26 protein-coding genes are annotated in these 26,270 nt (G+C 63.4%); 10 read left to right on the top strand and 16 right to left on the bottom strand.

The genetic code is table 11. The features are described from left to right. The first annotated feature begins 40 nt into the window (after positions 1 to 40). Entirely contained in the window at positions 41 to 826 is a 786-nt protein-coding gene (locus ACFQ6Y_RS06310) for an oxidoreductase (RefSeq protein ID WP_378630256.1), read from the top strand. Here the strand turns inward: ACFQ6Y_RS06310 and ACFQ6Y_RS06305 are convergent. From ACFQ6Y_RS06305 to tkt, 10 genes are all read right to left on the bottom strand, one after another. Beyond that, complete coding sequence (locus ACFQ6Y_RS06305) at positions 813 to 1,313, bottom strand: hypothetical protein (RefSeq protein WP_378533125.1); 501 nt, start codon at positions 1,311 to 1,313, stop codon at positions 813 to 815. The two genes, ACFQ6Y_RS06310 and ACFQ6Y_RS06305, sit on opposite strands and share 14 nt — an antisense overlap. Before the next feature lie 121 nt (positions 1,314 to 1,434). Continuing rightward, a complete protein-coding gene (locus ACFQ6Y_RS06300) occupies positions 1,435 to 1,755 on the bottom strand; it encodes a TfoX/Sxy family protein (RefSeq protein WP_230815565.1) in 321 nt (106 codons plus the stop codon). A gap of 29 nt (positions 1,756 to 1,784) precedes the next feature. Next, positions 1,785 to 2,507 (bottom strand): AAA family ATPase, encoded by a 723-nt coding sequence (locus ACFQ6Y_RS06295; protein WP_378533123.1) that lies wholly within the window; start codon positions 2,505 to 2,507, stop codon positions 1,785 to 1,787. A 32-nt stretch (positions 2,508 to 2,539) separates the two neighbouring features. Then, on the bottom strand, positions 2,540 to 2,884 hold the full coding sequence (locus ACFQ6Y_RS06290) for an iron chaperone (RefSeq protein ID WP_378533121.1): 345 nt from the start codon (positions 2,882 to 2,884) through the stop codon (positions 2,540 to 2,542). A gap of 25 nt (positions 2,885 to 2,909) precedes the next feature. Next, entirely contained in the window at positions 2,910 to 3,830 is a 921-nt protein-coding gene (locus ACFQ6Y_RS06285) for an SDR family oxidoreductase (protein ID WP_378630254.1), read from the bottom strand. Between the two features lie 327 nt (positions 3,831 to 4,157). Further along, positions 4,158 to 4,898: a 6-phosphogluconolactonase gene (pgl, locus tag ACFQ6Y_RS06280; protein WP_378630251.1), complete on the bottom strand. Its 741-nt coding sequence runs from the start codon at positions 4,896 to 4,898 to the stop codon at positions 4,158 to 4,160. Continuing rightward, positions 4,891 to 5,799 (bottom strand): glucose-6-phosphate dehydrogenase assembly protein OpcA, encoded by a 909-nt coding sequence (opcA, locus tag ACFQ6Y_RS06275; RefSeq protein ID WP_095970270.1) that lies wholly within the window; start codon positions 5,797 to 5,799, stop codon positions 4,891 to 4,893. The genes pgl and opcA overlap by 8 nt, the downstream gene beginning before the upstream one ends. Beyond that, positions 5,799 to 7,343, bottom strand: coding sequence for a glucose-6-phosphate dehydrogenase (gene zwf / locus ACFQ6Y_RS06270; protein ID WP_378630249.1), 1,545 nt, complete (start codon positions 7,341 to 7,343; stop codon positions 5,799 to 5,801). Before zwf ends, opcA begins: the two co-directional genes overlap by 1 nt. 4 nt (positions 7,344 to 7,347) lie before the next feature. After that, the gene (gene tal / locus ACFQ6Y_RS06265; RefSeq protein WP_378630247.1) at positions 7,348 to 8,472 is read right to left on the bottom strand and encodes a transaldolase; all 1,125 of its coding nucleotides are present in this window, start codon (positions 8,470 to 8,472) and stop codon (positions 7,348 to 7,350) included. A gap of 5 nt (positions 8,473 to 8,477) precedes the next feature. Continuing rightward, a complete protein-coding gene (tkt, locus tag ACFQ6Y_RS06260) occupies positions 8,478 to 10,580 on the bottom strand; it encodes a transketolase (protein ID WP_378533111.1) in 2,103 nt (700 codons plus the stop codon). 200 nt (positions 10,581 to 10,780) lie between these two features. On the opposite strand from tkt, the gene ACFQ6Y_RS06255 reads away from it, so the two are divergent. After that, positions 10,781 to 11,764 carry a heme o synthase gene (locus ACFQ6Y_RS06255; RefSeq protein ID WP_283304656.1) on the top strand — a complete coding sequence of 328 codons (984 nt, stop codon included), beginning with the start codon at positions 10,781 to 10,783 and terminating at the stop codon, positions 11,762 to 11,764. A 56-nt stretch (positions 11,765 to 11,820) separates the two neighbouring features. Here ACFQ6Y_RS06255 and ACFQ6Y_RS06250 read toward each other — a convergent pair whose 3' ends face one another. Next, a complete protein-coding gene (locus ACFQ6Y_RS06250) occupies positions 11,821 to 12,786 on the bottom strand; it encodes a quinone oxidoreductase family protein (RefSeq protein ID WP_378630244.1) in 966 nt (321 codons plus the stop codon). An 83-nt stretch (positions 12,787 to 12,869) separates the two neighbouring features. Here ACFQ6Y_RS06250 and ACFQ6Y_RS06245 point away from each other — a divergent pair, with 83 nt between their 5' ends. Continuing rightward, positions 12,870 to 13,232 carry a hypothetical protein gene (locus tag ACFQ6Y_RS06245; RefSeq protein WP_230815574.1) on the top strand — a complete coding sequence of 121 codons (363 nt, stop codon included), beginning with the start codon at positions 12,870 to 12,872 and terminating at the stop codon, positions 13,230 to 13,232. A 64-nt stretch (positions 13,233 to 13,296) separates the two neighbouring features. Here ACFQ6Y_RS06245 and ACFQ6Y_RS06240 read toward each other — a convergent pair whose 3' ends face one another. The 5 genes from ACFQ6Y_RS06240 to mptB form a co-directional block, all read right to left on the bottom strand. After that, entirely contained in the window at positions 13,297 to 14,271 is a 975-nt protein-coding gene (locus ACFQ6Y_RS06240; RefSeq protein ID WP_378533107.1) for a heme A synthase, read from the bottom strand. 89 nt (positions 14,272 to 14,360) lie between these two features. After that, positions 14,361 to 15,755, bottom strand: a complete 1,395-nt coding sequence (locus tag ACFQ6Y_RS06235) for a hypothetical protein (RefSeq protein ID WP_378631329.1) — start codon at positions 15,753 to 15,755, stop codon at positions 14,361 to 14,363. Positions 15,756 to 15,802: 47 nt separating this feature from the next. Continuing rightward, positions 15,803 to 16,642 (bottom strand): ABC transporter permease, encoded by an 840-nt coding sequence (locus ACFQ6Y_RS06230; RefSeq protein WP_378630241.1) that lies wholly within the window; start codon positions 16,640 to 16,642, stop codon positions 15,803 to 15,805. A 14-nt stretch (positions 16,643 to 16,656) separates the two neighbouring features. Next, positions 16,657 to 17,598 (bottom strand): ABC transporter ATP-binding protein, encoded by a 942-nt coding sequence (locus ACFQ6Y_RS06225; RefSeq protein WP_378533103.1) that lies wholly within the window; start codon positions 17,596 to 17,598, stop codon positions 16,657 to 16,659. Then, positions 17,595 to 19,349, bottom strand: coding sequence for a polyprenol phosphomannose-dependent alpha 1,6 mannosyltransferase MptB (mptB, locus tag ACFQ6Y_RS06220; protein WP_378533101.1), 1,755 nt, complete (start codon positions 19,347 to 19,349; stop codon positions 17,595 to 17,597). The genes ACFQ6Y_RS06225 and mptB overlap by 4 nt, the downstream gene beginning before the upstream one ends. 130 nt (positions 19,350 to 19,479) lie before the next feature. Between mptB and ACFQ6Y_RS06215 the strand changes: the two genes are divergently transcribed. The 7 genes from ACFQ6Y_RS06215 (at position 19,480) to ACFQ6Y_RS06185 (ending at position 26,147) form a co-directional block, all read left to right on the top strand. Further along, positions 19,480 to 20,226: a helix-turn-helix transcriptional regulator gene (locus ACFQ6Y_RS06215; RefSeq protein WP_378544281.1), complete on the top strand. Its 747-nt coding sequence runs from the start codon at positions 19,480 to 19,482 to the stop codon at positions 20,224 to 20,226. A 170-nt stretch (positions 20,227 to 20,396) separates the two neighbouring features. Then, positions 20,397 to 21,857 (top strand): Fe-S cluster assembly protein SufB, encoded by a 1,461-nt coding sequence (sufB, locus tag ACFQ6Y_RS06210; protein ID WP_003944799.1) that lies wholly within the window; start codon positions 20,397 to 20,399, stop codon positions 21,855 to 21,857. After that, positions 21,857 to 23,077, top strand: a complete 1,221-nt coding sequence (gene sufD, locus ACFQ6Y_RS06205) for a Fe-S cluster assembly protein SufD (RefSeq protein WP_378630238.1) — start codon at positions 21,857 to 21,859, stop codon at positions 23,075 to 23,077. The genes sufB and sufD overlap by 1 nt, the downstream gene beginning before the upstream one ends. Before the next feature lie 60 nt (positions 23,078 to 23,137). Then, complete coding sequence (sufC, locus tag ACFQ6Y_RS06200; protein WP_230815582.1) at positions 23,138 to 23,953, top strand: Fe-S cluster assembly ATPase SufC; 816 nt, start codon at positions 23,138 to 23,140, stop codon at positions 23,951 to 23,953. A 5-nt stretch (positions 23,954 to 23,958) separates the two neighbouring features. Further along, the gene (locus ACFQ6Y_RS06195; protein WP_003944865.1) at positions 23,959 to 25,224 is read left to right on the top strand and encodes a cysteine desulfurase; all 1,266 of its coding nucleotides are present in this window, start codon (positions 23,959 to 23,961) and stop codon (positions 25,222 to 25,224) included. A gap of 3 nt (positions 25,225 to 25,227) precedes the next feature. Then, positions 25,228 to 25,728: a Fe-S cluster assembly sulfur transfer protein SufU gene (gene sufU, locus ACFQ6Y_RS06190; RefSeq protein ID WP_378630234.1), complete on the top strand. Its 501-nt coding sequence runs from the start codon at positions 25,228 to 25,230 to the stop codon at positions 25,726 to 25,728. Beyond that, a complete protein-coding gene (locus tag ACFQ6Y_RS06185) occupies positions 25,725 to 26,147 on the top strand; it encodes a metal-sulfur cluster assembly factor (RefSeq protein WP_003944963.1) in 423 nt (140 codons plus the stop codon). Before sufU ends, ACFQ6Y_RS06185 begins: the two co-directional genes overlap by 4 nt. The last annotated feature ends 123 nt before the right edge of the window (positions 26,148 to 26,270 follow it).

The raw sequence follows: 26,270 nt of genomic DNA, 5'->3' as shown, positions 1-26,270 counted from the left end.
GCACATCTCCCGCTGCGCGCAGGACCGAACGGGGACCGCAGTGGATCTGAAATTGGACGGGCGAACCGCCGTGGTGACCGGCGCGGGAAAGGGTATCGGACTGGCTGTCACGCGGGCGTTGGTCGCCGAGGGCGTCCATGTTGTCGCCGGCTCTCGGACGCTCTCACCTGAACTCGAATCGCTGCAGTCCGGAGGCGCCGTCACGTTTGTTGCGGTCGATTTGGCGAGTGCCGAAGGCTCAACTCGACTGCTCGAGGTCGCAGCAGGACGGGGCGGCATCGACATCCTGGTCAACAACGTCGGTGCTGTCACTCCGAGAACCAGTGGTTTCGCAAGTATCACGGACGACGAGTGGGCGTCGTCGTTCAATCTGACGTTCTTGTCGGCTGTGCGCACGGTTCGCGCCGCGTTACCGGAGTTGATCCGCCGAGGCGGCGGGAGCATCGTGACGATCAGTTCGGTCAACGCCTTCCTGCCCGACCCCACGGTGATCGACTACAGCGCCGCCAAAGCAGCGCTGACCAACTTCTCGAAGTCGTTGTCGAAAGAGCTGGGCGGGAAAGGGATCCGCGTCAACACCGTCAGTCCTGGGCCGGTGCAAACGGAGTTGTGGCTAGGCAAGCACGGTGTGGCATCGACGTTGGCGAAGGCGAGTGGATCAGCCGCCGACGACATCGTCGAAAGCGCCGCGGCCGGCGCCGAGACTGGGCGGTTCACCTTCCCCGAAGAGGTTGCCGACCTGGTGTTGTTCCTCGCCAGCGATCGTGCGGGGAACGTGACAGGCGCGGATTTCGTGATCGACGGCGGGTTGATCAAGACCTTGTGATCATTGCTGCCTGAAACCTGATCATGTGCGCGACGGTCGACGACGTGATGCACAGGATCACTGCGGACGCGATGACCACCCACAGTCCCCACCCGATGGACGGCCAGGTGACCTCGGGACTACGTCCCACGATGGCCGCGGCGTTTCCGACGGCAACGATCAAGACAGCGATCCCCACCAGCGGTCCGGTGCAGTGATTTTTCATCTCGGGGGTGACGTCGCGGACCATGATCGCGATCAGTGCAGTGACCGCGCACATCGCGAGGACGAGAGTGATCGCCCCGCATTCGTCGATACCACTGTGGTCGAGGGCGGAAGACGACGTCCACGGGCCGAGGCTGCCGGCGACGATTCCGGCGCACGCCCACAACGATCCGACGAGATTCGGTCCGAAACGGTCGGGCATGAGGGAGGGAATTGCGCGGGTCGTCGGCGGCTGAAAGCCGAAGGCGCGTTGGTGATCCGGCTGATTGGGTGTGAACGTCACGGGACGGACCACCTTTCCTCCGCGGCGTCGAGGCGCCCAATCCAATGCTTTTCCGGAGTCTAAGGGCCGCCCAGTTCACTTTTGCCGAATCGACCGAAATTGATCGAACCGGCAGTACCAGTCAGTGAACGAAGTCCAGCGCTTCCTTGATCCACGCATTGAATTCGACGTTCGAACTCGTTCCGGTTCGGTCGACGACGATCCATCCCTTGCTCATCGGCTTACCCCGCATCTCGGGCCAACTTGCACCCTTGTGCGTCAGAAGCTCGTCGACACGATCGGGGGCACAACGAACCATGATGTTGCCGTGTGAGTTCGCGCTGGCGGCCAGCTTCCCGTTGACCATGAAACTCAGGCCACCGAACATCTTTACTTCCTCGACGTCGTCCTCGCCCGAGAGCGCGTCGCGGATACGCTCAGCTAGCGCTTTGTCGTATGCCATGGAGGCCTCCTGGGGGGTGGAGTTCCAGGTTAGATCAGGTGGCGCAGGTACGTCTGTGGGTCGTGAAGGAACCGTCGCCAGTTCGAGACGAGATCGAGGTCTTCCCATCCTGCGGTTCTGATTCCCCATTCGCCGATCTCGAGCAGGTTGGCGTTCGGGAGCGCCGCGATGATCGGCGAGTGCGACGCGATCACTGCCTGTGCGCCGGAGTCCACCAGCTCACCGAGCAACGCGGCGAGCGTCAACGTTCCTTGGAAGGAGAGGGCGGCATCGGGTTCGTCGATGAGATAGAACCCGCCGTCGGAGGTCCTCGACGACAAGATCTCGAGCAGCGCTTCTCCATGGGAAAGCTGATGATACTGCGGTTCAGGGTGCCGGAGATTGGGGTTGTCCTCCAGGTACGTGTACAACCCGTGCAAGGTTTCGTCCCGAAGGTAGTACGCCCATTTCGACGCGCCGGGGCTCCGCTCGACCAGAAGGCCGAGGCCGCCCGGTTCACTCGATCGGGTCTGATGCCGCGTATTGGTCGACCCGCCTTCGGCATTGAGCCCGAGAACGGCGGCAAGAATTTCGATGACGGTCGACTTCCCGGCTCCGTTTTCGCCGACCAAAATCGTGACACCCGGTGGAAGTTCGAGACCGTCCTCAACGATCTGCGCGACCGCAGGAACCGTCATCGGCCAACTGCCTACGTCAGCGCCCGACGATGGCCCGGCCTTGATGCGGCGGATGGGTTGTCTCTGCACGGCCATACGTTCTCACAAGGCTCCGACCGGAACTGAGGCTAGTGGCGCTGCGCGAGCAATTCGACGATCCGAGCCACGAGATCGAGGGGGATCGGTTTGTTCAGCGGGAACTTCACGGTTGATTTCGCGGATCGGTACGGGTCGACGGACTTCTCGAACTCTGCGTCACCCGCCGGCAGTGGGTACATCGAGATGTGGTGTTTCCAGCCTGCGAAATGAACCAGGTTCTTGCCGTTCACCGTCATGGTCGGCATCTGATAGCTGATGGTTTCATCGAGGCCTGGAACCGTGTTGTGAATCGTCTCGCGGATGCTTTCGAGGGCTGGTTGCACGTCGGCGGGAAACGACGCGATGTATCCGTCGATCGTCGCGAATTCGGCCATGCTCGGATCCTAATCGCAGTCGGATTCAGTTGGTCCGCCAAAAATCGGGTTGGCTCCCGTCGGCGTCGGTGAACCCGTAGTCGGTTCCGAGTTCGCCGGAACTGACAGATCGCTGATTCCATCGCTTGCGGTTCGGATCGGCGGCGAGGGCCGCGATCGCACGTCCGATGAATCTCGGTGACTCGGAGCGTGCGAAATCCGGTGGCGCAGTCGGACCATCCCGATTCGGCAACAGCGCGTCACGCCAATTCGATTCGCCGACACCAAAATTGTCGAGCATCATCTCCGATCGCAGGAACCCCGGAGTGATGGCGACGGCAGTACATCCGAACGGGGCCAATTCGTGGCCTTGCGAAAAGGCGAGCCGGTTCACCGATACTTTCGCCAAGTCGTAGAACACCGAGATGCGATAGTTCGACGCGTTGTATTCGGTAGTGCCGTCGGTTATTTCGACGACCAGTCCACCAGGTCGATCGATCATCAGCGGCAGGAGGTGATGCGACGTGGTGATGTGAGTGTCGATCGCCAGGCGCAAGATGTGAAAGCCCTTGTCCAGATCGTGTTCCCATACCGGTGTGTTCCACTCCGCCGGCCCACCCTTGAGCAATTCCGCGCCCCAGATGTCGTTGACCAAGATGTCGATGTGTCCGTAGTCGGCGCGCAAGCGTTCGGCGAGATCAGCCACTTGTTTGCTCTTGAGGTGATCGACGGCAATCGGCACTCCGACGCCGCCCAGTGCGGTGACAAGTTCCGCAGTCTCTTCGATGGTCTCGCCGCGCGGGTAGTCCGACTGAAGTATCCCGGCAGATGTGCTCCGACCAGTGCAGATGACAGTTGCACCCGCCTCACCCAAGGCTGCGGCGATTCCGCGTCCGGCGCCCCTCGTCGCCCCGGCGACAACAGCTACTCGCCCGCGGAGAGCGTCCGGATTCGGTGTCCACGACATTGTTCGATTGTTCCCGTCCGGTTTGCTTCGTTCAAGAGCGACGGCGATCTGCGGAACCGAACCTTGATCCGCGGCGTCCAAGGTAGTAATTGCTCGGGGGAGCGAAACAGGGGGAGAGATGAATCGTTGTGTCGGGCAGAGTGCCCGTTGGAGGAACGGGATCTCGGGATTGAGTTCCGTTCCGTCAAAAGGAAATTCGCATTTGATCCGGAGTCGGCGGGTAATCGAAACTCGCCGCTGTGAGAAAGTCGTCGACCTTCCACCAGGCCGGGAATCGCCCGAAGACGATTCCCGGCCGGTGTGAAAATCAGATCTGTGAAAATCAGATCACGGAAGCTGCGAGGCAGCGTCTGTATCGAGGAACCAACGCGTCGCAACCAAACCGGTGGCTCCGGCGGACGGCCAGTCCTCGGCCGAGGCACCACCAACGGCTTCGGCAACGGCCTCGGCCTTTGCTGCGCCGGATACGAGCAGCCAGACCTCTTTGGCACGCCGAACAGCGGGCAACGTCAGGGTGATCCGTACCGGTGGCGGCTTGGGGGAGTCCGTCACCGCGACAACGAAACGAGCTTCCTCGCGAACGGCGTCGGTGTGCGGGAACAACGAGTTGACGTGTCCTTCTCCACCCATGCCGAGCAGGTGCACGTCGAACGTCGGAACCTGATTGCCGTGTGCCTGAGCGCCCAGCAGTTGTTCGTACGCCGTCGCCGCACCGTGGGGATCACCGTCGTAGATACCGTCGGATGCGGCCATCGCATGTACTCGGTCGGGATCGACCGGGACGTGATCGAGGAGCGCCTCTCGCGCCTGCACTTCGTTCCGCTCGGGATCGCCGGACGGCAGGAACCGCTCGTCGCCCCAGTACAGGTCTATCTGAGACCAGTCGATGTCGCCGGGAGCATTCCGCAACTTCTCGAGAAGTGCGATCCCGGTTCCGCCACCGGTCAGAACGATGGATGCGAACCCGCGAGCCTTCTGGGCCTCGACGATGGTCGTGACCAGGCGTGCGGCAGCAGCATCGACGAGTTGGCCGGCGTCGGAAAACTTCTCTACGACAACATCACTCATAGGTCACCTTCTCCAATCCGGCCAGAGCTTCCTCGTAGATCTCGTCGGGATCGAGTCGACGCAATTCCTCGGCGAGGCAATCGCGTGTCTCTCGGCGACCCAGAGAAACCAGCGCGTCGGGCTGACCGGTACGGATCAACGTTGCAGTCGTGCCCTCCTGCGGGCGACTGATGGAAATGCTGCGGGTCTCGAGCTTCAGCTCGACGGTCAGCTCACCCGTACGCCGAATGACCGGACCGTCGATCTTGGCCGCCAGCCAACCGGCGAGAATATCCAGTGCCGGTTCGGTTTTGAGACCGGAGACCACTGCGGAGGTGATCTTCTCGTGCGGCGGTTGATCGAGAGCCGACGCAAGCAGCGCGCGCCAGTAGGTGACGCGACTCCAAGCGAGATCGGTGTCACCGGCGGTGTACGACGCGAGTCGCCCCTTGATGGTGGCCGTCGGATCAGGGGCACCGGTCGCATCGGTGATGCGCCGTATCGCGAGCCTCCCGACGGGGTCCTTCGCCGGAATCTCGGGTGCCTCGAGGGGCCACCACGCGACTACTGGGGTGTCGGGGAGCAGGAACGGGATGACGACGCTGCTCTCGTGATCCGCAAGCGGACCGTAGAGACGCAGGACCACGACCTCCGAGGCGCCGGCGTCGCCGCCGACACGGATCTGAGCATCGAGCCGAGGTTCACTCTGCTCGTCGCCACGCAGAAGCACGATGACGCGGCACGGGTGCTCGCGGCTGGCTTCGTTGGCAGCCTCGATGGCTTCTTCGGCGTTCCCGGTGTCCCTGGTGCAGACGACGAGCGTCAACACTCGCCCCAAGGTGACAGCGCCGCCGGTCTTACGTACCTCGACCAGTTTCTTGCTGACCTGGACCGTGGTGGTGGACGGCAAATCGAGAATCACTAGGGTCGCCTCCATTCGCGTCCGGTGCGTTGCATCATTTCGTCCGCAGACGGTGGTCCCCACGTTCCGGCCTCGTAGGGTTCCGGCTTACCGCCGGCAGCCCAGTGTTCGAGGACGGGATCGAGGATCTCCCAGGACAATTCAACTTCGGCATTCACCGGGAAGAGGGACGGCTCGCCGAGCAACACGTCGAGAATGAGCCGCTCGTACGCCTCCGGTGACGACTCGGTGAAAGCCTGACCGTACGAGAAGTCCATGTTGACGTCACGGACCTCCATGCTCGATCCGGGAACCTTCGAGCCGAACCGCATGGTGACGCCCTCGTCGGGCTGCACGCGGATGACCAGAGCGTTCTGGCCGAGGTCTTCGGTCATCGTCTTGTCGAACGGCAGGTGTGGTGCCCGTTTGAACACCACTGCGATCTCTGTGACGCGACGGCCGAGTCGTTTGCCCGTGCGCAGGTAGAACGGCACACCCGCCCAGCGGCGGGTGTCGACCTCGAGGGTGATGGCGGCAAAGGTCTCCGTGATGGAGTCCGCTGCGAAGCCGTCTTCTTCGAGGAGCCCGACCACCGGCAGCCCACCCTGCCAGCCGCCCGCGTACTGGCCGCGGGCGGTGGTCTCGTCGAGGGGTTCTGCGAGGCGAGTTGCAGAGAGGACCTTGATCTTCTCCGCCTGCAGATTGAGCGGCTCGAAGCTGATGGGTTCTTCCATCGCCGTGAACGCGAGCAATTGCAGCAGGTGGTTCTGGATCACGTCACGGGCCGCGCCGATACCGTCGTAGTACCCGGCGCGTCCACCGAGGCCGATGTCCTCGGCCATCGTGATCTGAACGTGGTCGACGTAGTGCGCGTTCCAGATCGGATCGAACAGCTGGTTCGCGAAGCGCAGAGCCAGGATGTTCTGGACCGTTTCCTTACCGAGGTAGTGGTCGATACGGAAGACCGTGTCCTCGGGGAACACCTTGTTGACGACGGCGTTCAGTTCGCGAGCGCTCTCGAGGTCGTGACCGAACGGCTTCTCGATGACCACGCGTCGCCACTGACCGTCCTCGGCCTGCGCGAGACCGGAGGCGGACAGCTGTTCGAGAACCTGAGGGAATGCGTTTGGCGGAATCGCGAGGTAGAAGCCGTGATTGCCGCCGATGCCACGCTCGTTGTCGAGCGTGGACAACGTGTCGGACAGGTGCTGGAAGGCCTCGGCCTCGTCGAAACTGCCCTCCACGAACCGGATGCCTTCGGCGAGCCGCTCCCACACGTCCTGACGGAACTTGGTGCGAGCACCGTCCTTGACTGCTTCGAGGACGACGTTCGCGAAGTCCTCGTCCGTCCAGTCACGCCGGGCGAACCCGACCAGAGCGAATCCGGGCGGCAACAGTCCACGGTTGGCGAGGTCGTAGATGGCTGGCATGAGCTTGCGCCTGGCAAGGTCGCCGGTAACACCGAAAATCACCAGGGCGCAGGGCCCCGCAATGTGCGGAAGCCGTTTGTCGGTGCTGTCCCGAAGGGGATTCACCCAATCTGATGCCGCCGCGGAATCGCTCACAGGCTCAGCTCTTCTGGGTTGCTGCGCGGAGCTGCTCGGCAGTTGCGTCGAGCAACTCGTTCCAGGACACCTCGAACTTGTCGACGCCCTCGGTTTCGAGGACCGTGAACACGTCCGCAAGATCGATGCCGACAGCGGCGAGCTGATCGAAGACCGCCTGTGATTCCTGAGCGGTACCCGAGATGGTGTCGCCCGTTATCTCGCCGTGGTCGGCGAGAGCGTCCAGCGTCTTCTCCGGCATGGTGTTGACGGTGTTGGGTGCAACCAACTCGGTGACGTAGAGCGTGTCCGGGTAATCCGGGTTCTTCACGCCGGTCGACGCCCACAGCGGACGCTGAGCCTTGGCACCGTCTGCCAGGAGAGCCTGGAAGCGGGGCTGGACCTCGAAGATCTGCTGGTAGGCGTTGTACGCCAGGCGAGCGTTTGCGAGTGCAGCCTTGCCGCGAAGCTCGATAGCTTCCGGCGTGCCGATTGCCGTGAGGCGGTTGTCGATCTCGGAATCCACGCGGGAGACGAAGAACGAGGCGACCGACTCGATGGACGAGATGTCGCGGCCGGCAGCCTTGGCGGTGTCCAGACCTTCGAGGTATGCGCCCATGACTGCTTCGTAGCGCTCGACCGAGAAGATCAAGGTGACGTTGACGCTGATGCCCTCGCCGATCACCTTGGCGATGGCGGGAATGCCTGCCAGCGTCGCGGGGATCTTGATCAGGACGTTCGGGCGATCGACGATCTTGTGCAGCTCGATCGCCTGCGCGACGGTGGCGTCGGTGTCGTGTGCCAGGCGAGGATCGACCTCGATGGACACGCGGCCGTCGACTCCGTTCGACGCCTCGAACTGCGGAGCCAGGATGTCGCACGCAGCGCGGACGTCGTCGGTGGTCACCGCGGTGATGGTGGCGTCGACATCGGCGCCGCGCTGTGCGAGCTCACGAACCTGAGCATCGTAAGCCGAGCCCTTGGAAAGGGCTGCCTGGAAGATCGACGGGTTGGTCGTGACGCCCACGATCGACTTCGTGTCGATGAGGTTCTGCAGGTTGCCGGACTGGATGCGATCTCGCGAGAGGTCGTCGAGCCAAATGGAAACGCCTGCAGCGGAGAGCTTTTCGGTATTCACGTTCTGTGTCATCGAGATCATCCCTTCACAGCTGCGAGGGAGCGCTGCGCGGCTTCGACAGTCGCGTCGGCAGTGATGCCGAACTCCCGGTACAAGGTCTTGTAATCGGCGGAGGCGCCGTAGTGCTCGAGCGAGACGGCCTGACCGGCGTCGCCGAGGATGCGCCACCACGGCATTGCGATGCCGGCTTCGACGGACACGCGTGCGCGGACGGCGGGCGGAATGACCTCGTCGCGGTACGCCTGATCCTGCTCGAGGAACCAGTCGAGGCAGGGCACGGAAACGACGCGGGTTGCAACGCCCTGAGCTTCGAGGGTCTCACGAGCCTCGGTGGCCAGATGCAGTTCGGAACCGGTGGCCAGCAAGATGACCTCGGGCGAACCGTTGGCTGCGTCGACGAGAACGTACGCGCCGCGCTTGACGCCCTCGGCAGCCTTCTCCTTGGTGCCTTCGAGAACCGGGATGTCCTGGCGGGTGAGAGCCAGAGCGGTCGGTCCCGTCTTGTTCTCGAGTGCTGCCTGCCACGCGAACGAGGTCTCGTTGGCGTCACCCGGGCGGACGACGGCGAGATTCGGGATGGCGCGCAGTGCGGCCAGGTGCTCGACCGGCTGGTGCGTCGGGCCGTCTTCGCCGAGACCGATGGAGTCGTGGGTCCAGACGTAGGTGACGGCAGTCTTCATCAGTGCAGCCAGGCGAACGGCCGGACGCATGTAGTCGGAGAAGACCATGAAGGTTCCGCCGTACGGGCGGGTCGGGCCGTGCAGCGCGATGCCGTTGAGGATCGAGCCCATCGCATGCTCACGGATGCCGAAGTGGAGCGTGCGGCCGTAAGGCTGCGCATTCCAGTCGTTGGTGGAGATGGAGAACGGGCCGAACGAATCTGCGCCCTTGATGGTGGTGTTGTTGCTGCCCGCGAGGTCAGCGGAGCCGCCCCACAGTTCGGGCAGGATCGGTCCGAGCGCGTTGAGTGCCGAACCGGAGGCCTTGCGAGTCGCAACGCCCTTGGCGTCGGCCTCGTAGGTCGGGAGAGCGTCGGCCCAGCCGGCGGGGAATTCGCCGGCGAACAGGCGGTCGAAGAGTTCCTTGCGTTCGGTCTCACGTGCAGCCCACGCGTCGAACTCGACCTGCCATGCCTTGCGTGCGTCGGCGCCGCGCGAGACGACCTCACGGGCGTGAGCCAAAGCGTCGGCGTCGACGTCGAAGGACTTGCTCGGATCGAATCCGAGGGCTTCCTTGACCGCAGCGACCTCGTCGGCACCCAGGGCGGAACCGTGGACGTCGCCGGTGTTCATCTTCTTCGGAGCCGGGAAACCGATGATGGTGCGGAGAAGGATGATCGACGGGCGATCGACGACGGCCTTGGCCGCAGCGACTGCGTCGAGAATGCCGGAGACGTTTTCGCCGCCCTCGACGTGCTGAACGTGCCAGCCGTACGCCTCGTAGCGCTTTCCGACGTCTTCGCCGAGAGCGATGGTGGTGTCGTGCTCGATGGAGATCTTGTTGTCGTCGTAGAAGACGACGAGGTTGCCCAGTTCCTGGACACCGGCGAGGGACGACGCCTCGGAGGTGACGCCTTCTTCGATGTCACCGTCGGACGCGATCACGTAGATGTGATGGTCGAAGGGGGAGGAGCCGACCGGGGTCTCCGGATCGAACAGCCCGCGCTCACGGCGCGCAGCCATCGCCATACCAACTGCGGAGGCGAGGCCCTGGCCCAGCGGACCCGTGGTCATCTCGACGCCGACGGTGTGGCCGACCTCGGGGTGGCCGGGGGTCAAAGCGCCCCACGTGCGGAGAGCTTCGAGGTCCGCGAGCTCGAGACCGTAGCCCGACAGGTAGAGCTGGGTGTACAGCGTCAAGGACGAATGGCCACAGGAAAGAACGAAGCGGTCACGGCCGACCCATTCTGCATCCGAAGGATCGTGGCGCATGACGCGCTGGAAGAGGGTGTATGCCAACGGCGCCAAGCTCATTGCAGTTCCGGGATGGCCGTTGCCGACCTTCTGAACCGCGTCGGCGGCGAGCACGCGGGCGGTATCGACAGCCTTGGTGTCCAGGTCGGTCCAGTCCGAGGGGTGGACGGGTTGCGTGAGGACGTGGATCTCGTCTGTGATCGACACTGGCAGATGTCTCCTGACATGGTGTACGTGGATTGCGAGGGTGGGTGTCCCTCCACTGCGTAACCCAGCCTAATGGTCCTGGCTGTCCGGGTCGATTCGGTTCCTCCATGGCTGCGGTCTACCATCGTCCGTAGTAGAGAACAGTGTCAGCAGTGTGTCGTGAAGAGTTAGTGCGGTAACGCGTGGTGCAAGGAGAGAACGTGCGGACAGGGCAACAGCCGAGCGGACATGGCTTCGGCAGCCCAGGTGCCGCCCCGCGGGCGACCAATACCGATACGGTGTGGGGTCGCGCAACGGGCAAGGTTCTGGCTTATATCGCGCTCACGAAGCCGCGAGTAATCGAATTGCTGTTGGTGGCAACCATTCCGGCAATGCTGCTGGCCGATCGCGGAACAGTCGACATCGCTCTGATCCTCAGCACCCTCTTCGGTGGCTGGATGGGCGCAGCGAGTGCGAACTCCCTGAACTGCGTCGTCGACGCCGACATCGACAAGGTCATGAAGCGCACCGCCAAGCGTCCGCTGGCCCGCGAGGCGGTACCGACTCGCAACGCGCTCGTCTTCGGACTTCTCCTGGGTCTCGCGTCGTTCCTGTGGCTGTGGTGGCGAGCCAACCTCCTCGCCGGCATCCTCGTCGTGATTACGATCGCGTTTTACGTACTCATCTACACGATGGTTCTCAAGCGCCGTACCTGGCAGAACGTCATCTGGGGTGGCGCTGCCGGATGTATGCCCGTCCTCGTCGGCTGGGCCGCAGTCACCGGATCACTGAGCTGGCAGCCCGTGGTGCTGTTCCTGATCATCTTCTTCTGGACGCCGCCGCACACCTGGGCGCTCGCAATGCGCTACAAGGAAGACTACAAAGCTGCCGGTGTTCCGATGCTTCCCGTGATCGCCACCGAAGAGCACGTCACCAAGCAGATCCTGTTCTACAGCTGGGCGATGGTCGTCACGACGCTCGTCCTCGTGCCCGCGTCCGGCGTCATCTACGCCGCCATCACCATCGTCGCCGGCGCGTGGTTCCTGCTCATGGCCCATCAGCTGTACCGCAGCGTTCGTGGCGGTGCCCAGGTCAAGCCGCTGCGCCTGTTCCTGCAGTCCAACAACTATCTTGCGATCGTCTTCGTCGGCCTCGCTGTCGACTCGGTGCTCGGACTCCAGACGATCAGTGACATGCTCAGCTGATTCTGCTGTGCGCCTTTATTAACCGCGGGCGGTTAATAAAGGCGCACAGCAGTTCGCTAGGGGATCAGAACGATTGATCCCGTTGTTGCTCGACCTTCCAGGTCCCGGTGCGCTGTCGCTGCATCGGCGAGGGGGTATTCGGCCCCGACGCGAATATCGAGTTTCCCGGCCGCAATGGCGTCGAAGACATCGCTGGCACGCCAGTTCAGTTCCTCACGAGTGCGAATGTGATGCGCGAGCGTCGGACGCGTCAGGAACAGTGAGCCCGACGAATTGAGCCGCTGCGGATCCACCGGCGGAACCGGACCACTGGCCGCACCGAACAATGCGACGGTGCCGCGGATACGCACGGAAGCCAAGCTCGAATCAAAAGTTGTCGCGCCGACGCCGTCGTATGCCGCCGCGACTCCTTCGCCGCCGGTCAACTCCCGAACGCGCGCTGCGATGTCCTCGTCGTACCGCAGTACCTCCGAGGCGCCGGCGCCACGCGAGAGTTCTTCCTTCGCATCCGATGACACAGTCGTGACGACCTTGGCCCCGAGGCTGACGGCCATCTGCGTCAGGATCAACCCGACGCCGCCCGCGCCCGCGTGCACGAGCACGGTGTCTCCGCTCTGGATCGGATACGTCGACTTCGCGAGGTAATGCGCCGTCATCCCCTGCAGGAGCGCCGACGCTGCGGCTGATGCCGGGACACCGTCGGGCACTTTGACTGCGACTGCAGCGGGAACAGCCACCTTCTCGGCGTAGCTGCTCGTGGCCGCGGCCCACGCGACACGGTCGCCCACGGCGAATTCGGTGACATCGGAACCGATGGCTTCGACGACACCGCTGCCCTCGTCGCCGGGAATGTAGGGGAGCGGCCGCTTGTACTGGCCCATTCGGAAGTACGTGTCGATGAAATTGATGCCGATCGCTTCGGTCCGGACAAGTAGATCGCCTGGGCCCGGTGTCGGTTCGGGTTGTTCGGTCAGAGTCAGAACCTCTGGTCCGCCGGTCTCGGTCACGTAGATGGCTCGCATGGTTTCTGTTCTACACCCGCGGCGACCGAGCCTCAGTCCATGCCTGGTGTCGCTTCCGGGCTACCGACCAGTATTGTCGAGTCATGAGCACCGATACAGAGAAGTCGGACGCCACCCCGTCCGCGCCGGAACTGCCGAAGTCCACGGTGAATGCCATCACCAAGTTCGTCGCCGAGCACGGCGGAACCGCCAGCGCCGTCATACAGCCGGTCGGCGTTGCCGGCGTTCGCATCACTCTCGTGGGTGCCGACGGCATCCTCGGTGACCAGGTCGTCGAGGACCTCGCCACGGCCAATGCCGTCGTCGCATCCTTCGACAACGTCACCGTTGCCGAGTGGGAGCGTGAGCTGACGAGCATCGTCACCCCGCAGGAAGGCCACTTCAAGAAGATGGCCGGTTGGGTTGCCAATCAGACTCGGTTCCCGAAAGCTCGCAACGAATCCTGAAAATGACGTGTGGGGCGTAGGAACACCAAAAGGTGTTCCTACGCCCCACACGTGTCTTCAAGCGTCAGACAGCTGGTATCGGCGAGCCGGTCGGCGTGAACTGGCGGGTCTTGCCCGCGGCCCAAACTGCTGCCGTCGCAGCCGTGCACAGCCCGGCACCAGCGACGTGCATGATCACGAGAACTTCAGGCACATCGGTGAAGTACTGCACGACGCCGATGAGTGACTGCGCGAGGATAAGTCCCAGCAGGACCTTCAAGCGGAGCTTCACGGCCGCTGACGTTCCGACCGCGTAAAGGCCGAAGGTCAGTCCCACGACCAGCGCGAGGTATCCGACCAGCAGCTGCGAGTGCAGATGAACAAGCGTTACGATCTCGACCTCCAGGCGAGGCACCGTGCGTTCCAGTCCCTTGTCGCCCGCGTGTGGGCCTGCACCCGTTACGAGGGTGCCGGCGACGAGCACGCCGGCAAGCGCAACTCCGGACAGAGCGGTCAGCCAGCGCAGCGGCTTCGGCATCACGATCAGCGTTGTTGCCTCGTCGGGTTCGGCGATCTTCGCGTACATCACCGTGGCAACCCAGACCATCAGCATCGACGCCACCAGGTGGATTGCCACCGTCCACCACAGCAGGCCGGTCAGGACGGTGATACCGCCGATCACTGCCTGAACCACGGTGCCGAGAGGCATCATCCAGGCGTAAACAAGCACCTCTTTGCGACGGCGAGCGCGAGTCACCGCGAGCACGATTGCAGCCGCGACGATCACAACCAGGAACGTGAGCAGGCGGTTGCCGAACTCGACAGCCTGATGAATGACCGCGACCTGTCCGTGGCCGACCGGGACGAAGCTACCGGGGAAGCACTGCGGCCACGTCGGGCAACCGAGTCCCGAGTCCGTCACGCGCACCACCGCGCCGGTGACAGCGATGCCGCCCTGCGTCAGGATCACGATGAACGCGATGATCTTCTGCGTTTTCAGCGAGGGGAGAGGTAGTCGATCCACCAAGCGCAAAAATCCGGCATACACACGATTCACCACGCCAACGATCGTAGTTCCCCATCAACTACACAGTGTCGTTGGGGCCAGCTCGCTCCGCGCCTGCCCCGCGTCGTCGGGGCCAGCTCGCGTCAGTTTGCGCGAACCCGCACGATTCCCGAGATCGTTCCCTGGAAGTACTCGCCCGACTCGGTGATGAGCGCAGACATCTGAAGGGTGTCGTTGAGGATGGTCGACGGCAGGGGAGTCGAACCGATCTGCGACCCGTCCTTCGAGTCGATAACCGCGAACGAGTACCCGTCCAGCGGCGAGGTGTTCGCAGCGCCGTCCCGGGTGACGGTGTAGATCGCACCGTCAGCCGTCGAGAGGTGCGGGACCGCAGAGCTTCGAATCGTGTTGTCCCACACGACATGGCAGCCGACCGGGTCGATGTCGACGCGGGTCATGCCGCCGTTGAAGGGTGCCGTGGCGGGGACCGCCGGGCCGGCGCCTTCAGGAGTTGTGGGGTACGGGTACCCGTAAGTGCCTGCGACGTAGACCGAATGACCGATGCCGACGGGCGAGTTCTCGCTGCCGCTCGGTGAGCCGTCCTGGCTTGCAGCGGACAACACCGGTTGTGTGCACACCTCTGCGCCCGTGTCAGCGCGATAGACGTGCAAGCTCACCGTCGGATGGGCGTTGTCGACGATGGTCAAGAAATCGCTGCCCGTCGATGGGCCGAAGTACGTCGGAGTCGATCCGGTACCCCAGCTGAGCTGACCCGGATTGCGGGCCGGCCCGCGATCGTACGGCTGACGCCAATCGACGACGACCTCGTCGCCGCTTCGCTTCAGCTGGTAGAGCGCGTGGGTAGTGGCGACGGCAGTACCCGTCGGGGAAGTGGAGATGCTGTTCTGCACCTGTTCACCCTCGGGGAGAGCGATGCTGTGCGCGATTCGATCCGTGCCGACATACCCGACGGTGCCGTGCCCGGTGGCGAACCAGACATTGCCTTCCCAGTCCGGAGCAAGGCCGGTCACGTTGTCGTCGGCGGAAACCGCACCACTGAGATCGACGGTATCGGCGAGTTCCAACCGCCAACTGCCGTCCGGATTCTGAGCATGGGAAATGCGAACCAGCTGGCGGTTTCCGTCGACCGCGACGAGGCGGTTCTCGTTGTCCAGATAGGCGTAGACGCCGCCCAGGAGGCTTCCCTTTGCCAGCGGCAGTTGCGCTACCGACCGGCCCAACGGCGTGGCGTCGGCCTTCGGATCGATCAAGTGGATGGTCGGGATCTGGCCGATCATCGTCGTGCAGAGCGAGACGACCATGCCGTCGGAACCCTGCAGGACCGTCGGGCAGGCAGCCATCATCGGGAAGGCGGTCACTTCGTGGGGGCCGGTTCCGGGTCCGGGCAGCGGAGTGACGTCGGACGAGCCCGCGTCACCGTGCATGGTGGAGGTACCGACGGGACCGAGGTACGGATTTGCAGGTGCGAGTGGACCGGACACCGAAGGCGCCGCCGTTGCGGGACCGGCACACAACATCACTGTTGCGGCCACACTGCCGACGATCTGAGCTGTCCGTCGTGTACTCACGTGAACTTGAACCACCTTGCTGCGCAGACACCGGCCACCGCGGCCCAGATGAGAAGTACGAGAATCGAGAACCAGTCCATCGAGGTGTCGAGGGCCGCTTCGAGAGCGTGTGCGAGAGCACCGGACGGAACAATGCGCACCAGCGTGTGAACAGCGGTCGGAAGTTCGCCACTGGCGAAGACCACACTGCCGATGCCCACCATGATGAACCACAAGACGTTGGCGAGAGCGAGAACGATCTCCGCTCGCAAAGTGCCGCCGAGCAGCAGTCCCAGCGCTGCAAACGTGACAGTACCGATGGCAATGACCACTGCGCCGAGTACCAGTTCGGCGAACGACGGACGCCACCCCAACGCCAAACCGATAGCGCCGAGCAGCAATGCCTGCAGTGCCACGACGATGATGACGGCGGCGCTCTTGCCTGCGATGATTCCCCACCGCGGTAGCGGCGTTGCACCGAGTCGTTTGAGCGCGCCGTATCGGCGATCGAATCCGACGGCGATGGCCTGTCCGGTGAACGCCGTCGACATCACGGCAACCATCATGACACCAGGGAGCACGGTATCGACCCGAGAATCGCCCAAATCGCCGATCGGCAGTAGACACAGTCCGATGAGCAGGGTGATCGGGATGAACATGGTGAGCAGCAGTTGCTCACCGTTGCGGAGCAGAAGAGTCAGTTCCAGCTTGGTCTGCGCCGCCAGCATCTCGGCCGCCGAACTGGGGCGGGGATCCGGCGAGAAGGTGCCCGGCTCGAAGCGGTTCTCGGCGAGCCGGCGTTCCCTGGCTCCGTTGGCAGTCCCACTGTTCTGGCCGTTCGCTGCTGTTTCGTTCATGACCTTGATCTCCGTCATCCCCTCAGTTCCCGGCCCGTCAATTCGAGGAAGACGTCTTCCAGACTCCGTTGATCGACGCGGATGTCGTTGATCAGCACGTCCTGATCGGCACACCACGTCGCGACAGTCGCCACGGTTGCCGGATCGATTGCACCTTCGACGACGTAGGTGCCGGGATTGGATTCCTCGACGCGGAACCCGGCGAGTGAGCCGACCAGCGAGTCGAGGCTCAAACCGGGAACCGTCGTCAGACGGAGTTGGCCTTCGGCGCCCTTGCTGGTGACCTCGGCCGGCGTTCCCGACGCGACGATCTTGCCGTGGTCGATGATGACCAATTCGTCGGCGAGAGCTTCGGCCTCGTCCATGAGGTGCGTGGTGAGCAGGACGCTGACGCCGTCGCGGCGCAGAGCGTCGATGAGTTCCCACACGAGTAGACGTGCCTGAGCGTCGAGTCCAGCGGTGGGTTCGTCGAGAAATACCAATTCGGGACGGCCGACAAGCGCGCACGCCAGAGACAGTCTTTGCTGCTGGCCGCCGGAAAGGCGACGGTACGGCGTCTTGCGCGCATCGGTGAGGCCGAGTTTGGAAAGGAGCCAGGCGGGATCGAGTGGGTCGGCAGAGTATGCGGCGACGAGGTCGAGCATTTCTCCGGCCTTGGACCCGGGGTATGCGCCGCCGCCCTGCAGCATGACGCCGATTCGCGAGCGGACTTCTCCGGAGTCGGCGATGGGGTCGAGACCGAGCACTCGAACGGTGCCGGCATCGGGGGTGACAAACCCTTCGCACATCTCGACGGTTGTTGTCTTACCGGCTCCGTTGGGGCCGAGCAGGGCAACGACCTGGGCCGTCTCGACAGTGAGATCGATACCGTCGACGGCTCGAACACCGTCGAAGGACTTGACGACACCCTGGATCTGTACCGCCGGCGTCGACGATCTGGAGGCTCTCGAGGTCACGGGGAATCAGCGTAAGCCCCCGCCGAGTTGTCTTCGTCTACCGGTCCGCCTTTCGTGATCTCCGCTACTGGCTTGTCGCTACGCCAGGGGAGTGAATTGCGGGTGAAGACGATGAGCGTTCCGGCGGTGAGGATGGTCGCGATGACGGCCTGCACGATCATGAACGGAAGGTATTCGGCGCCGTTCGACATCAACATGACGCTGACGATCGAGGTGAAGACCACGGCGGGGATGCGGAAAATCGGCGCAGTAGCCCAGGCTGCGAGCGGAAGTATCGCCCACAGCAGGTACCAGGGCTGAACGACCGGGAACAGGAGAACGATGGCCCCGAGTGCGATGCCGAGTCCACCGACCGGGTGAATGCGGCCCATGTATACCGAGATCATCATCCGCGCGGTGATGAGAATGGCAACCAGATACGCGATCGGCCGCGTGATCGTGAGGATTGCCGTCGTGTGATCGCCGAGTCCGAGCAGTACACCTGCCAATCCAGTGCCGACGCCCAGGAGCGTCGGGATGGACATCCAACTCCGCACCGCCGTAGCGGTGTCGAGGGTGTTGATCCACCCCATACCGAGCCCACTGGCCACGCTGATGACAAACGTGACGACGGCGGCAACGATGCCCAGAAGAATCGCGGCTCCCGCCAAGGCTTTCCAGGTTCCACCCCAACGCCGGGCCAGAGCCATACCGACAAATCCGAGTGCCAGCAAGGACGGAATTTTGACAGTCGACGACAACGCGATCAAACCTGATCCCGCAATGAGATAGAACAGCGCTCGGCCACGGATGGGCCCGGACCCTTCGACTGCGCGGAGAGCGATCTCGATTCCGGCGAGCATCAACCCGAGCATGAGCGCTTCGTTGTGGATGCCGGCCACCAAGTGGAAGAGCAGCAGCGGGTTCGCGGCTCCGAGCCAGAGTGAACTGACGGCAGAGACGCCGCATCGCTTGGCCAGTCGAGGTATCGCCCACACGATGAGCGCGACGCCGGCCAAGGCGAGCAGGCGGTGCAAGAAGATTCCGGCCACGATGTTGTCGCCGGTCAGTGAGCTGATCCCGCGTCCCAGCCACAGGAAGAACGGCCCGTACGGAGCCGGCGTGTCCCGCCAGATGGTCGGAACAGTGCGGGTGAGGACGTGGTCGACGCCCAGTGCCGCCTTGGGGCCGATGGCGTACGGATCGAGTCCGCGAGCCGCGATTTCGCTTTGTGCCAGATACGAGTAGACGTCGCGGCTGAACATCGGCGGTGCGACGGAGAGCGGCAGGATCCACAGCAGAAGCGTGCGGTCCAACTGAGAACGGGTCATGCGCCGCGGTGCGCCGGATCGGCTGCGTATGTCCCCGACGGCGAATCGGCCCATCATCAGCCAGGCGAGAACGACGAGCACCGTTCCGGTCATCGTCATGGTGAGCGAGACCGTCGGCATACGTCCGGGAAGGCTGAGGACTCGAAGGCCGGCGGTCGGATTCTGCAGGACGGGTTGTGCGCCGGCGCCGAGCGCGCCCACTGCCATCAATACCGCGCCGGTTGCGCCGAATCTGCGGATACCTCGCAGTTGCGCGGTTTCCTTCGCGTTCAGGCCCGGGCGTTCGCTTTCGTCGCCGTGCAACACCGCGGCCATACTCTGCCGGGGAGCGGAACCGAAAGGCCGAACGCCGATCGTGGAAAGCGCGAGTGCCTTGGGCTTGTCCAGCAGGATCGCGCGCGCCGATCGCGCGGTCGTCGTCTTCTCGGGGGTCTGCGGCACACCAGGCAGCGTAGCGGCTCCATCCAGCTGGACAGACAAGCACAAACAACGTGCGCTGTCCGGATATTCCCGTATGTAATGCAGGTTGCCCTTAGTAGACCTGCGAAAAGAATTCGGTCACACTTGTGTTGTGAAAAGAAATGCGTCAGACCCTCGAAGCAAGGAAGTTGCAGGTCAGCCCACTGTAGCGACCTCGCCGAGTGCTGCCGCAAATCCGGTGACGGTGAGCGTCGAAGGCCAGACCCGGGCCGCAGTGGTCAAGCTGCTACTCGAAGAAGGCCCCATTACCGCCTCCGAAATCGGCACGCGCCTCGGTTTGAGTGCCGCAGGTGTCCGACGTCACTTGGACGCGTTGATCGAGTCCGGGGAAGCCCGAACCGCTTCGGCGGCGTCGCTGCGTCAGCGCGGACGAGGTCGTCCCGCCAAGCAGTTCCAGATCACCGCGACCGGCCGAGGCCGCCTCGGCCATACCTACGACGATCTGGCGGGAGCCGCGATGCGGCAACTTCGCGAAATCGGCGGGGACGCGGCAATCGAGGAGTTCGCCAAGCGTCGGGTTCAGGCGATCGTCGGAGACGTCGAACCGGCTGATCCGACAGATGTGGACAACGTCGAGGCGACAGCGGACGCAATCGCCGAAGCCTTCAACGCAGTGGGGTTCGCCGCGTCGACCCGGCCGGTAGGCAACGGCGTGCAGATCTGCCAACACCACTGCCCGGTTTCCCATGTGGCAGAAGAATTTCCGGAACTGTGCGAGGCAGAGCAGCAAGCATTCCGGGAATTGCTCGGGACGCATGTCCAGCGCCTGGCGACCATCGCCAACGGTGACTGCGCCTGCACGACACACGTGCCCCTCGTGTCCACCGGGAGTAGATGACCGGACCACAGTGTTTTACAGAGCGTTGTTCTGCAGGCCGTTGCCCAAGAGCAGCGTTCGAATAGAGATTTTTCAGCTAGTTCTTCAAAGTCAGAACTGCTCGACCGTAGCGACCAGCCCTCGCTGAGACCGAGCAGCCGTCAAGAAACAAGACTCCGGAAGGAGCTCGCATGACCGTCACATCAGACCAGGCGACTACCACTGCGGCAGCAGGCACCGAGCCGCTCACGCAGGAAGAGACCATCGCGTCCCTCGGTCATTACGGCTACGGCTGGTCCGATTCCGACGAAGCCGGAGCCAGCGCGCAGCGCGGACTCTCCGAGGCTGTCGTGCGGGACATCTCCGCGAAGAAGAGCGAGCCGGAGTGGATGCTCGACATCCGCCTCAAGGCTCTGCGCACCTTCGACAAGAAGCCGATGCCGAACTGGGGCTCCGACCTCGAAGGCATCCACTTCGACAACATCAAGTACTTCGTGCGCTCGAGCGAGAAGCAGGCCGAGTCCTGGGAAGACCTGCCCGAGGACATCAAGAACACGTACGACAAGCTCGGCATCCCCGAGGCGGAGAAGCAGCGCCTCGTTGCCGGTGTCGCAGCTCAGTACGAGTCCGAGGTCGTCTACCACTCGATCCGTGAGGACCTCGAGGAGCAGGGTGTCATCTTCCTCGACACCGACACCGGTCTCAAGCAGCACCCGGAGCTGTTCAAGGAGTACTTCGGATCGGTCATCCCGGCCGGCGACAACAAGTTCTCCGCGCTGAACACCGCTGTGTGGTCGGGCGGCTCGTTCATCTACGTTCCGCCGGGAGTCCACGTGGACATCCCGCTGCAGGCGTACTTCCGCATCAACACCGAGAACATGGGTCAGTTCGAGCGCACCCTGATCATCGTCGACGAAGATGCCTCCGTGCACTACGTCGAGGGTTGCACCGCGCCGATCTACAAGTCCGATTCACTGCACTCGGCCGTGGTCGAGATCATCGTGAAGAAGGGCGGCCATTGCCGCTACACGACCATCCAGAACTGGTCCAACAACGTCTACAACCTGGTGACCAAGCGCACCAAGGTCGAGGCCGGCGGATCCATGGAGTGGGTCGACGGCAACATCGGCTCCAAGGTCACCATGAAGTACCCGGCCGTCTGGCTGATGGGCGAGTACGCCCGCGGTGAGGTTCTCTCCGTTGCGTTCTCCGGCGAGGGCCAGCACCAGGACACCGGCGCCAAGATGCTCCACCTCGCGCCGCACACGTCTTCGACCATCATCAGCAAGTCTGTCGCCCGTGGCGGTGGACGTGCGTCGTACCGCGGTCTGGTGCAGGTCAACAAGGGTGCCCACGGCTCCAAGTCGACCGTCAAGTGTGACGCTCTGCTCGTCGACCAGATCAGCCGAAGCGACACCTACCCGTACGTCGACATCCGCGAGGACGACGTCACCATGGGTCACGAGGCCACGGTTTCCAAGGTCAGTGACGATCAGCTCTTCTACCTGATGAGCCGCGGACTGACCGAGGACGAAGCGATGGCCACCATCGTGCGTGGATTCGTCGAGCCCATCGCGAAGGAACTCCCGATGGAGTACGCGCTCGAGCTCAACCGCCTTATCGAACTTCAGATGGAAGGGGCTGTGGGTTAGTGACCACGCCAGAGACCGGAGTCATCGGAGCTGTTGCCGGGGAGAACCCGACCGCTCCTGTAAAGGGTGCAGCCACCGGCTCACCTATCACGAACAAGGGCGAGCAGTTCTCGTCGTTCGACGTCAACGCATTCGAGGTCCCGGGCGGACGCGACGAGATCTGGCGGTTCACCCCGCTGCGTCGTCTGCGTGGATTGCACGACGGCAGCGCAGTTGCCAACGCTCAGGTCACTGTCGAGGTGGACGGTGGCAGCGACATCGCCGTCGAGACCGTCGGCCGTGACGACGAGCGCCTGGGCAAGGCTGGTGTTCCTGCGGATCGCATTGCAGCGCAGGCATATTCGAGCTTCGAGACTGCGACGGTCATCTCGGTTGGCGCCGAGGTCGAGGTCGAGAAGCCCGTCGTGGTCACCATGACCGGCCCCGGAGTCGACAATGTCGCCTACGGACATACCCAGATTCGTCTGGCGCAGTTCGCCAAGGCGACGTTCGTCATCGACCAGCGCGGCAGCGGAACCTTCGCGGAGAACATCGAATTCGTTCTCGGTGACAGCTCGCAGTTGACCGTCGTGGCCATTCAGGACTGGGCGGACGACGCAGTTCACGTGACGTCACACCACGCTCGCCTGAACCGCGACGCAGTGCTCCGGTACACCTCGATCAGCCTGGGCGGCGACCTGGTTCGCCTTTCCGCCACCGTCAAGTACGACGGACCGGGCGGCGACGCGGAACTGCTGGGCCTGTACTTCGCCGACGCCGGCCAGCACCTGGAACAGCGTCTGCTGGTGGATCACAGCCAGCCCAACTGCAAGTCCAACGTGGTCTACAAGGGCGCGCTTCAGGGCGATCCCGGATCCGGCAAGCCCGACGCGCACACCGTGTGGATCGGCGACGTTCTCATCCGCGCCGCAGCGGAGGGCACCGACACGTTCGAACTCAACCGCAACCTGGTGCTCACCGACGGCGCCCGCGCCGACTCGGTTCCGAACCTCGAAATCGAGACCGGTGAGATCGTCGGAGCCGGCCACGCAAGTGCAACGGGACGTTTCGACGACGAGCAGCTGTTCTACCTGCGTGCTCGCGGTATCCCGGAGGATCAGGCGCGTCGTCTGGTCGTACGTGGGTTCTTCCACGAAATCATCAACAAGATCGCTGTTCCCGAGGTGCGCGATCGCCTCGAAGCCGCGGTCGAAGCCGAACTTGCAGCAGTCGGCTCGTGACCGCCCTGCCGGCGACCACCCCGTCGCTACGCTCGCCCCGCCTCATCTTGAAGGAATTTCATGTCTACCAGTGACAACACCACCACACCGGCCATCTCGGTCCTCGAGGTTCGTGACCTGCACGTCGAGGTTGCCAACTCCGACGCCAACGCCGAGCCCATCCAGATCCTCAAGGGCGTCGACCTGACGGTCCGCTCCGGCGAGACCCACGCGATCATGGGCCCCAACGGCTCCGGCAAGTCGACTCTGTCGTACGCCATCGCCGGTCACCCGAAGTACCAGGTCACCTCCGGTTCGATCACCCTCAACGGTGAAGACGTCCTCGCGATGAGCGTCGACGAGCGTGCGCGTGCCGGGCTGTTCCTGGCCATGCAGTACCCCGTCGAGGTTCCCGGCGTCTCCATGTCCAACTTCCTTCGCACCGCCGCTACGGCAGTGCGCGGCGAGGCTCCCAAGCTGCGCCACTGGGTCAAGGAAGTCAAGGAAGCCCTCAGCGAGCTCGAGATCGACCCCTCGTTCATCGAGCGCTCGGTCAACGAAGGCTTCTCCGGTGGTGAGAAGAAGCGCCACGAGATCCTGCAGCTGGGCATGCTCAAGCCGAAGATCGCGATCCTCGACGAGACCGACTCCGGCCTCGACGTCGATGCTCTGCGCACGGTCTCCGAAGGCGTCAACCGCTACAAGGAGCGCGAGAACGGTGGAGTTCTGCTGATCACGCACTACACGCGCATCCTGCGCTACATCAACCCCGACTTCGTCCACGTGTTCGTCGGTGGCCGCATCGTCGAGTCCGGCGGACCGGAACTGGCCGACGAGCTCGAGACCAACGGCTACGTTCGTTTCACCGCGGACACCGCAGCTACCCAGGGAGCGTAATCACGATGACCACCTCGGTGCGCGAGCTCGACGTCACAGCGGTTCGGGCCGACTTCCCGATCCTGGCGCGGACCGTGCGCGACGGAAAACCTCTGGTGTACTTGGATTCCGGCGCTACTTCGCAGCGTCCGGTCCAGGTTCTCGATGCCGAACGGGACTTCCTGACGACGTGTAACGCGGCAGTACACCGGGGTGCTCATCAGCTCGCAGAAGAGGCGACGGACGCGTACGAGAATGCTCGCGCCACCATCGCGTCCTTCGTGGGTGCGGATTCGGACGAGTTGGTGTTCACCAAGAACGCCACCGAGGCTCTCAATCTGGTGACCTACGTTCTCGGTGACGATCGCTTCGACCGCCATGTCGGTCCTGGCGACGAAATCGTCATCACCGAACTCGAACACCACGCCAACCTCGTTCCCTGGCAGGAACTTGCGCGCCGAACCGGTGCCACGCTCAAGTGGTACGGCGTCACCGACGACGGCCGGATCGATCTCGATTCGCTGGAGTTGACGGACGCGGTGAAGGTTGTTTCGTTCACCCACCAGTCCAACGTGACCGGCGCGATCGCACCGGTCGAGGAATTGGTGCGACGAGCACGCGCCGTCGGTGCACTCGTCGTGCTCGACGCGTGCCAGTCGGTGCCTCACATGGCGGTCGACTTCCACGAACTGGGAGTGGACTACGCGGCGTTCTCCGGTCACAAGATGCTAGGCCCTTCCGGGGTCGGAGTTCTCTACGGCCGTCGTGAACTGCTGGCAGCGATGCCTCCGTTCATCACCGGCGGATCGATGATCGAGACGGTCACCATGGAGGTCAGCACTTACGCGCCGCCGCCTCAGCGTTTCGAGGCAGGCGTACCGATGACCTCACAGGTGGTCGGGCTGGGCGCTGCCGTGGATTACCTGAACACCTTCGGGATGGACGCCGTCGCAGCGCACGAGCACGTGTTGGTGGAGGCTGCTCTCGAAAAGTTGTCGGCGATCGAAGGTCTGCGCATCATCGGACCGCAGACGTCCGAGAACCGCGGCGGAGCGATTTCCTTTGTCGTGGACGGTATTCACGCCCACGACCTCGGACAGATCCTCGACGACGAGGGCGTCGCGATTCGCGTCGGACACCATTGTGCGTGGCCGCTGCATCGTAAGTTCGGTGTCGCTGCGACGGCCCGTGCGTCGTTTGCGCTCTACAACACCACCGCGGAAATCGATGTTCTCGTTGCCGCGATCAAGCGTGCGCAGGAATTTTTCGGTGTCGCAGGGGAGTTGAACTGAATCATGCGCATGGAGCAGATGTATCAGGAAGTGATCCTCGATCACTACAAACATCCGCACGGCCGCGGACTCCGTGAGCCGTTCGGCGCCGAGGTGCACCACGTCAACCCGACGTGTGGCGACGAGGTGACGTTGCGCGTCCAGATCTCCGAGGACGGAACGGTCTCCGACGTCTCGTACGACGGGCAGGGTTGTTCGATCAGCCAGGCGTCGACGTCAGTGCTCAACGACCTCGTCATCGGGATGCAGGTAACCGACGCACTGAAGACGGTGACGGCGTTCAGCGAAATGGTGAGCAGTCGGGGCACCGTCGAGGGGGACGAGGACGTTCTCGGCGACGGCATCGCCTTCGTCGGCGTCTCGAAGTACCCGGCACGCGTCAAGTGCGCTTTGCTCGGATGGATGGCATTCAAGGATGCTGTAGTCCAGATTGTCGACGGCAGTGCTGTGACGACGGCGGACAGCAGTGAATTGGTCGACACGACTGAAGGACAGGGATCATGACCGAGACACAACCAGTGCAGGACGCCGAGGTCGGCGCTCCGGTGAATCCGAATCCCGATTCCACTGCGGAATTCGGTGGCGCACAGGGCAGTGGAACTGTCCCGTCGCCTGAGCGACTCGACGAACTCGAAGAAGCAATGCGCGACGTCGTCGACCCCGAACTGGGAATCAACGTCGTCGATCTCGGACTGGTCTACGGACTCTTCGAAGACGACGGCGTCGTCACGATCGACATGACTCTGACATCGGCGGCGTGCCCGTTGACCGACGTGATCGAGGACCAGGCACGCGGCGCACTGGTGCGTAGCGATCTGTGTACCGACATGAAGATCAACTGGGTGTGGTTGCCGCCGTGGGGACCGGACAAGATCACCGAGGACGGACGCGAGCAGCTGCGCGCACTCGGCTTCACTGTCTGACGAGGAATCTCAGCACGATCAACTGAATAGATTTCACCGGAGCGTCGGTGCCCGTTCGTCGGGTACCGGCGCTTCGGTTTGTTATATAGGGCCGTTTTAGCCATGATATTCAGGACAATAGTC

It is taken from the genome of Rhodococcus sp. NPDC056516 (genome assembly GCF_042794655.1).
In the GTDB taxonomy this organism is placed as follows: domain Bacteria; phylum Actinomycetota; class Actinomycetes; order Mycobacteriales; family Mycobacteriaceae; genus Rhodococcus_F.
Note: the sequence above shows the minus strand (reverse complement) of the source record. Positions and strands in the feature narration are given on the sequence as shown.

What these genes read in the sequence shown, in the direction of transcription:
- ACFQ6Y_RS06300 (WP_230815565.1), bottom strand. Translation starts at nt 1,755, where the DNA reads ATGGCATACGACAAAGCGCTAGCTGAGCGTATCCGCGACGCGCTCTCG.
- ACFQ6Y_RS06295 (WP_378533123.1), bottom strand. Translation starts at nt 2,507, where the DNA reads ATGGCCGTGCAGAGACAACCCATCCGCCGCATCAAGGCCGGGCCATCG.
- ACFQ6Y_RS06290 (WP_378533121.1), bottom strand. Translation starts at nt 2,884, where the DNA reads ATGGCCGAATTCGCGACGATCGACGGATACATCGCGTCGTTTCCCGCC.
- ACFQ6Y_RS06285 (WP_378630254.1), bottom strand. Translation starts at nt 3,830, where the DNA reads ATGTCGTGGACACCGAATCCGGACGCTCTCCGCGGGCGAGTAGCTGTT.
- pgl (WP_378630251.1), bottom strand. Translation starts at nt 4,898, where the DNA reads ATGAGTGATGTTGTCGTAGAGAAGTTTTCCGACGCCGGCCAACTCGTC.
- tal (WP_378630247.1), bottom strand. Translation starts at nt 8,472, where the DNA reads ATGACACAGAACGTGAATACCGAAAAGCTCTCCGCTGCAGGCGTTTCC.
- ACFQ6Y_RS06250 (WP_378630244.1), bottom strand. Translation starts at nt 12,786, where the DNA reads ATGCGAGCCATCTACGTGACCGAGACCGGCGGACCAGAGGTTCTGACT.
- ACFQ6Y_RS06245 (WP_230815574.1), top strand. Translation starts at nt 12,870, where the DNA reads ATGAGCACCGATACAGAGAAGTCGGACGCCACCCCGTCCGCGCCGGAA.
- ACFQ6Y_RS06235 (WP_378631329.1), bottom strand. Translation starts at nt 15,755, where the DNA reads ATGTTGTGTGCCGGTCCCGCAACGGCGGCGCCTTCGGTGTCCGGTCCA.
- ACFQ6Y_RS06230 (WP_378630241.1), bottom strand. Translation starts at nt 16,642, where the DNA reads ATGAACGAAACAGCAGCGAACGGCCAGAACAGTGGGACTGCCAACGGA.
- sufB (WP_003944799.1), top strand. Translation starts at nt 20,397, where the DNA reads ATGACCGTCACATCAGACCAGGCGACTACCACTGCGGCAGCAGGCACC.
- sufC (WP_230815582.1), top strand. Translation starts at nt 23,138, where the DNA reads ATGTCTACCAGTGACAACACCACCACACCGGCCATCTCGGTCCTCGAG.
- ACFQ6Y_RS06195 (WP_003944865.1), top strand. Translation starts at nt 23,959, where the DNA reads ATGACCACCTCGGTGCGCGAGCTCGACGTCACAGCGGTTCGGGCCGAC.
- sufU (WP_378630234.1), top strand. Translation starts at nt 25,228, where the DNA reads ATGCGCATGGAGCAGATGTATCAGGAAGTGATCCTCGATCACTACAAA.
- ACFQ6Y_RS06185 (WP_003944963.1), top strand. Translation starts at nt 25,725, where the DNA reads ATGACCGAGACACAACCAGTGCAGGACGCCGAGGTCGGCGCTCCGGTG.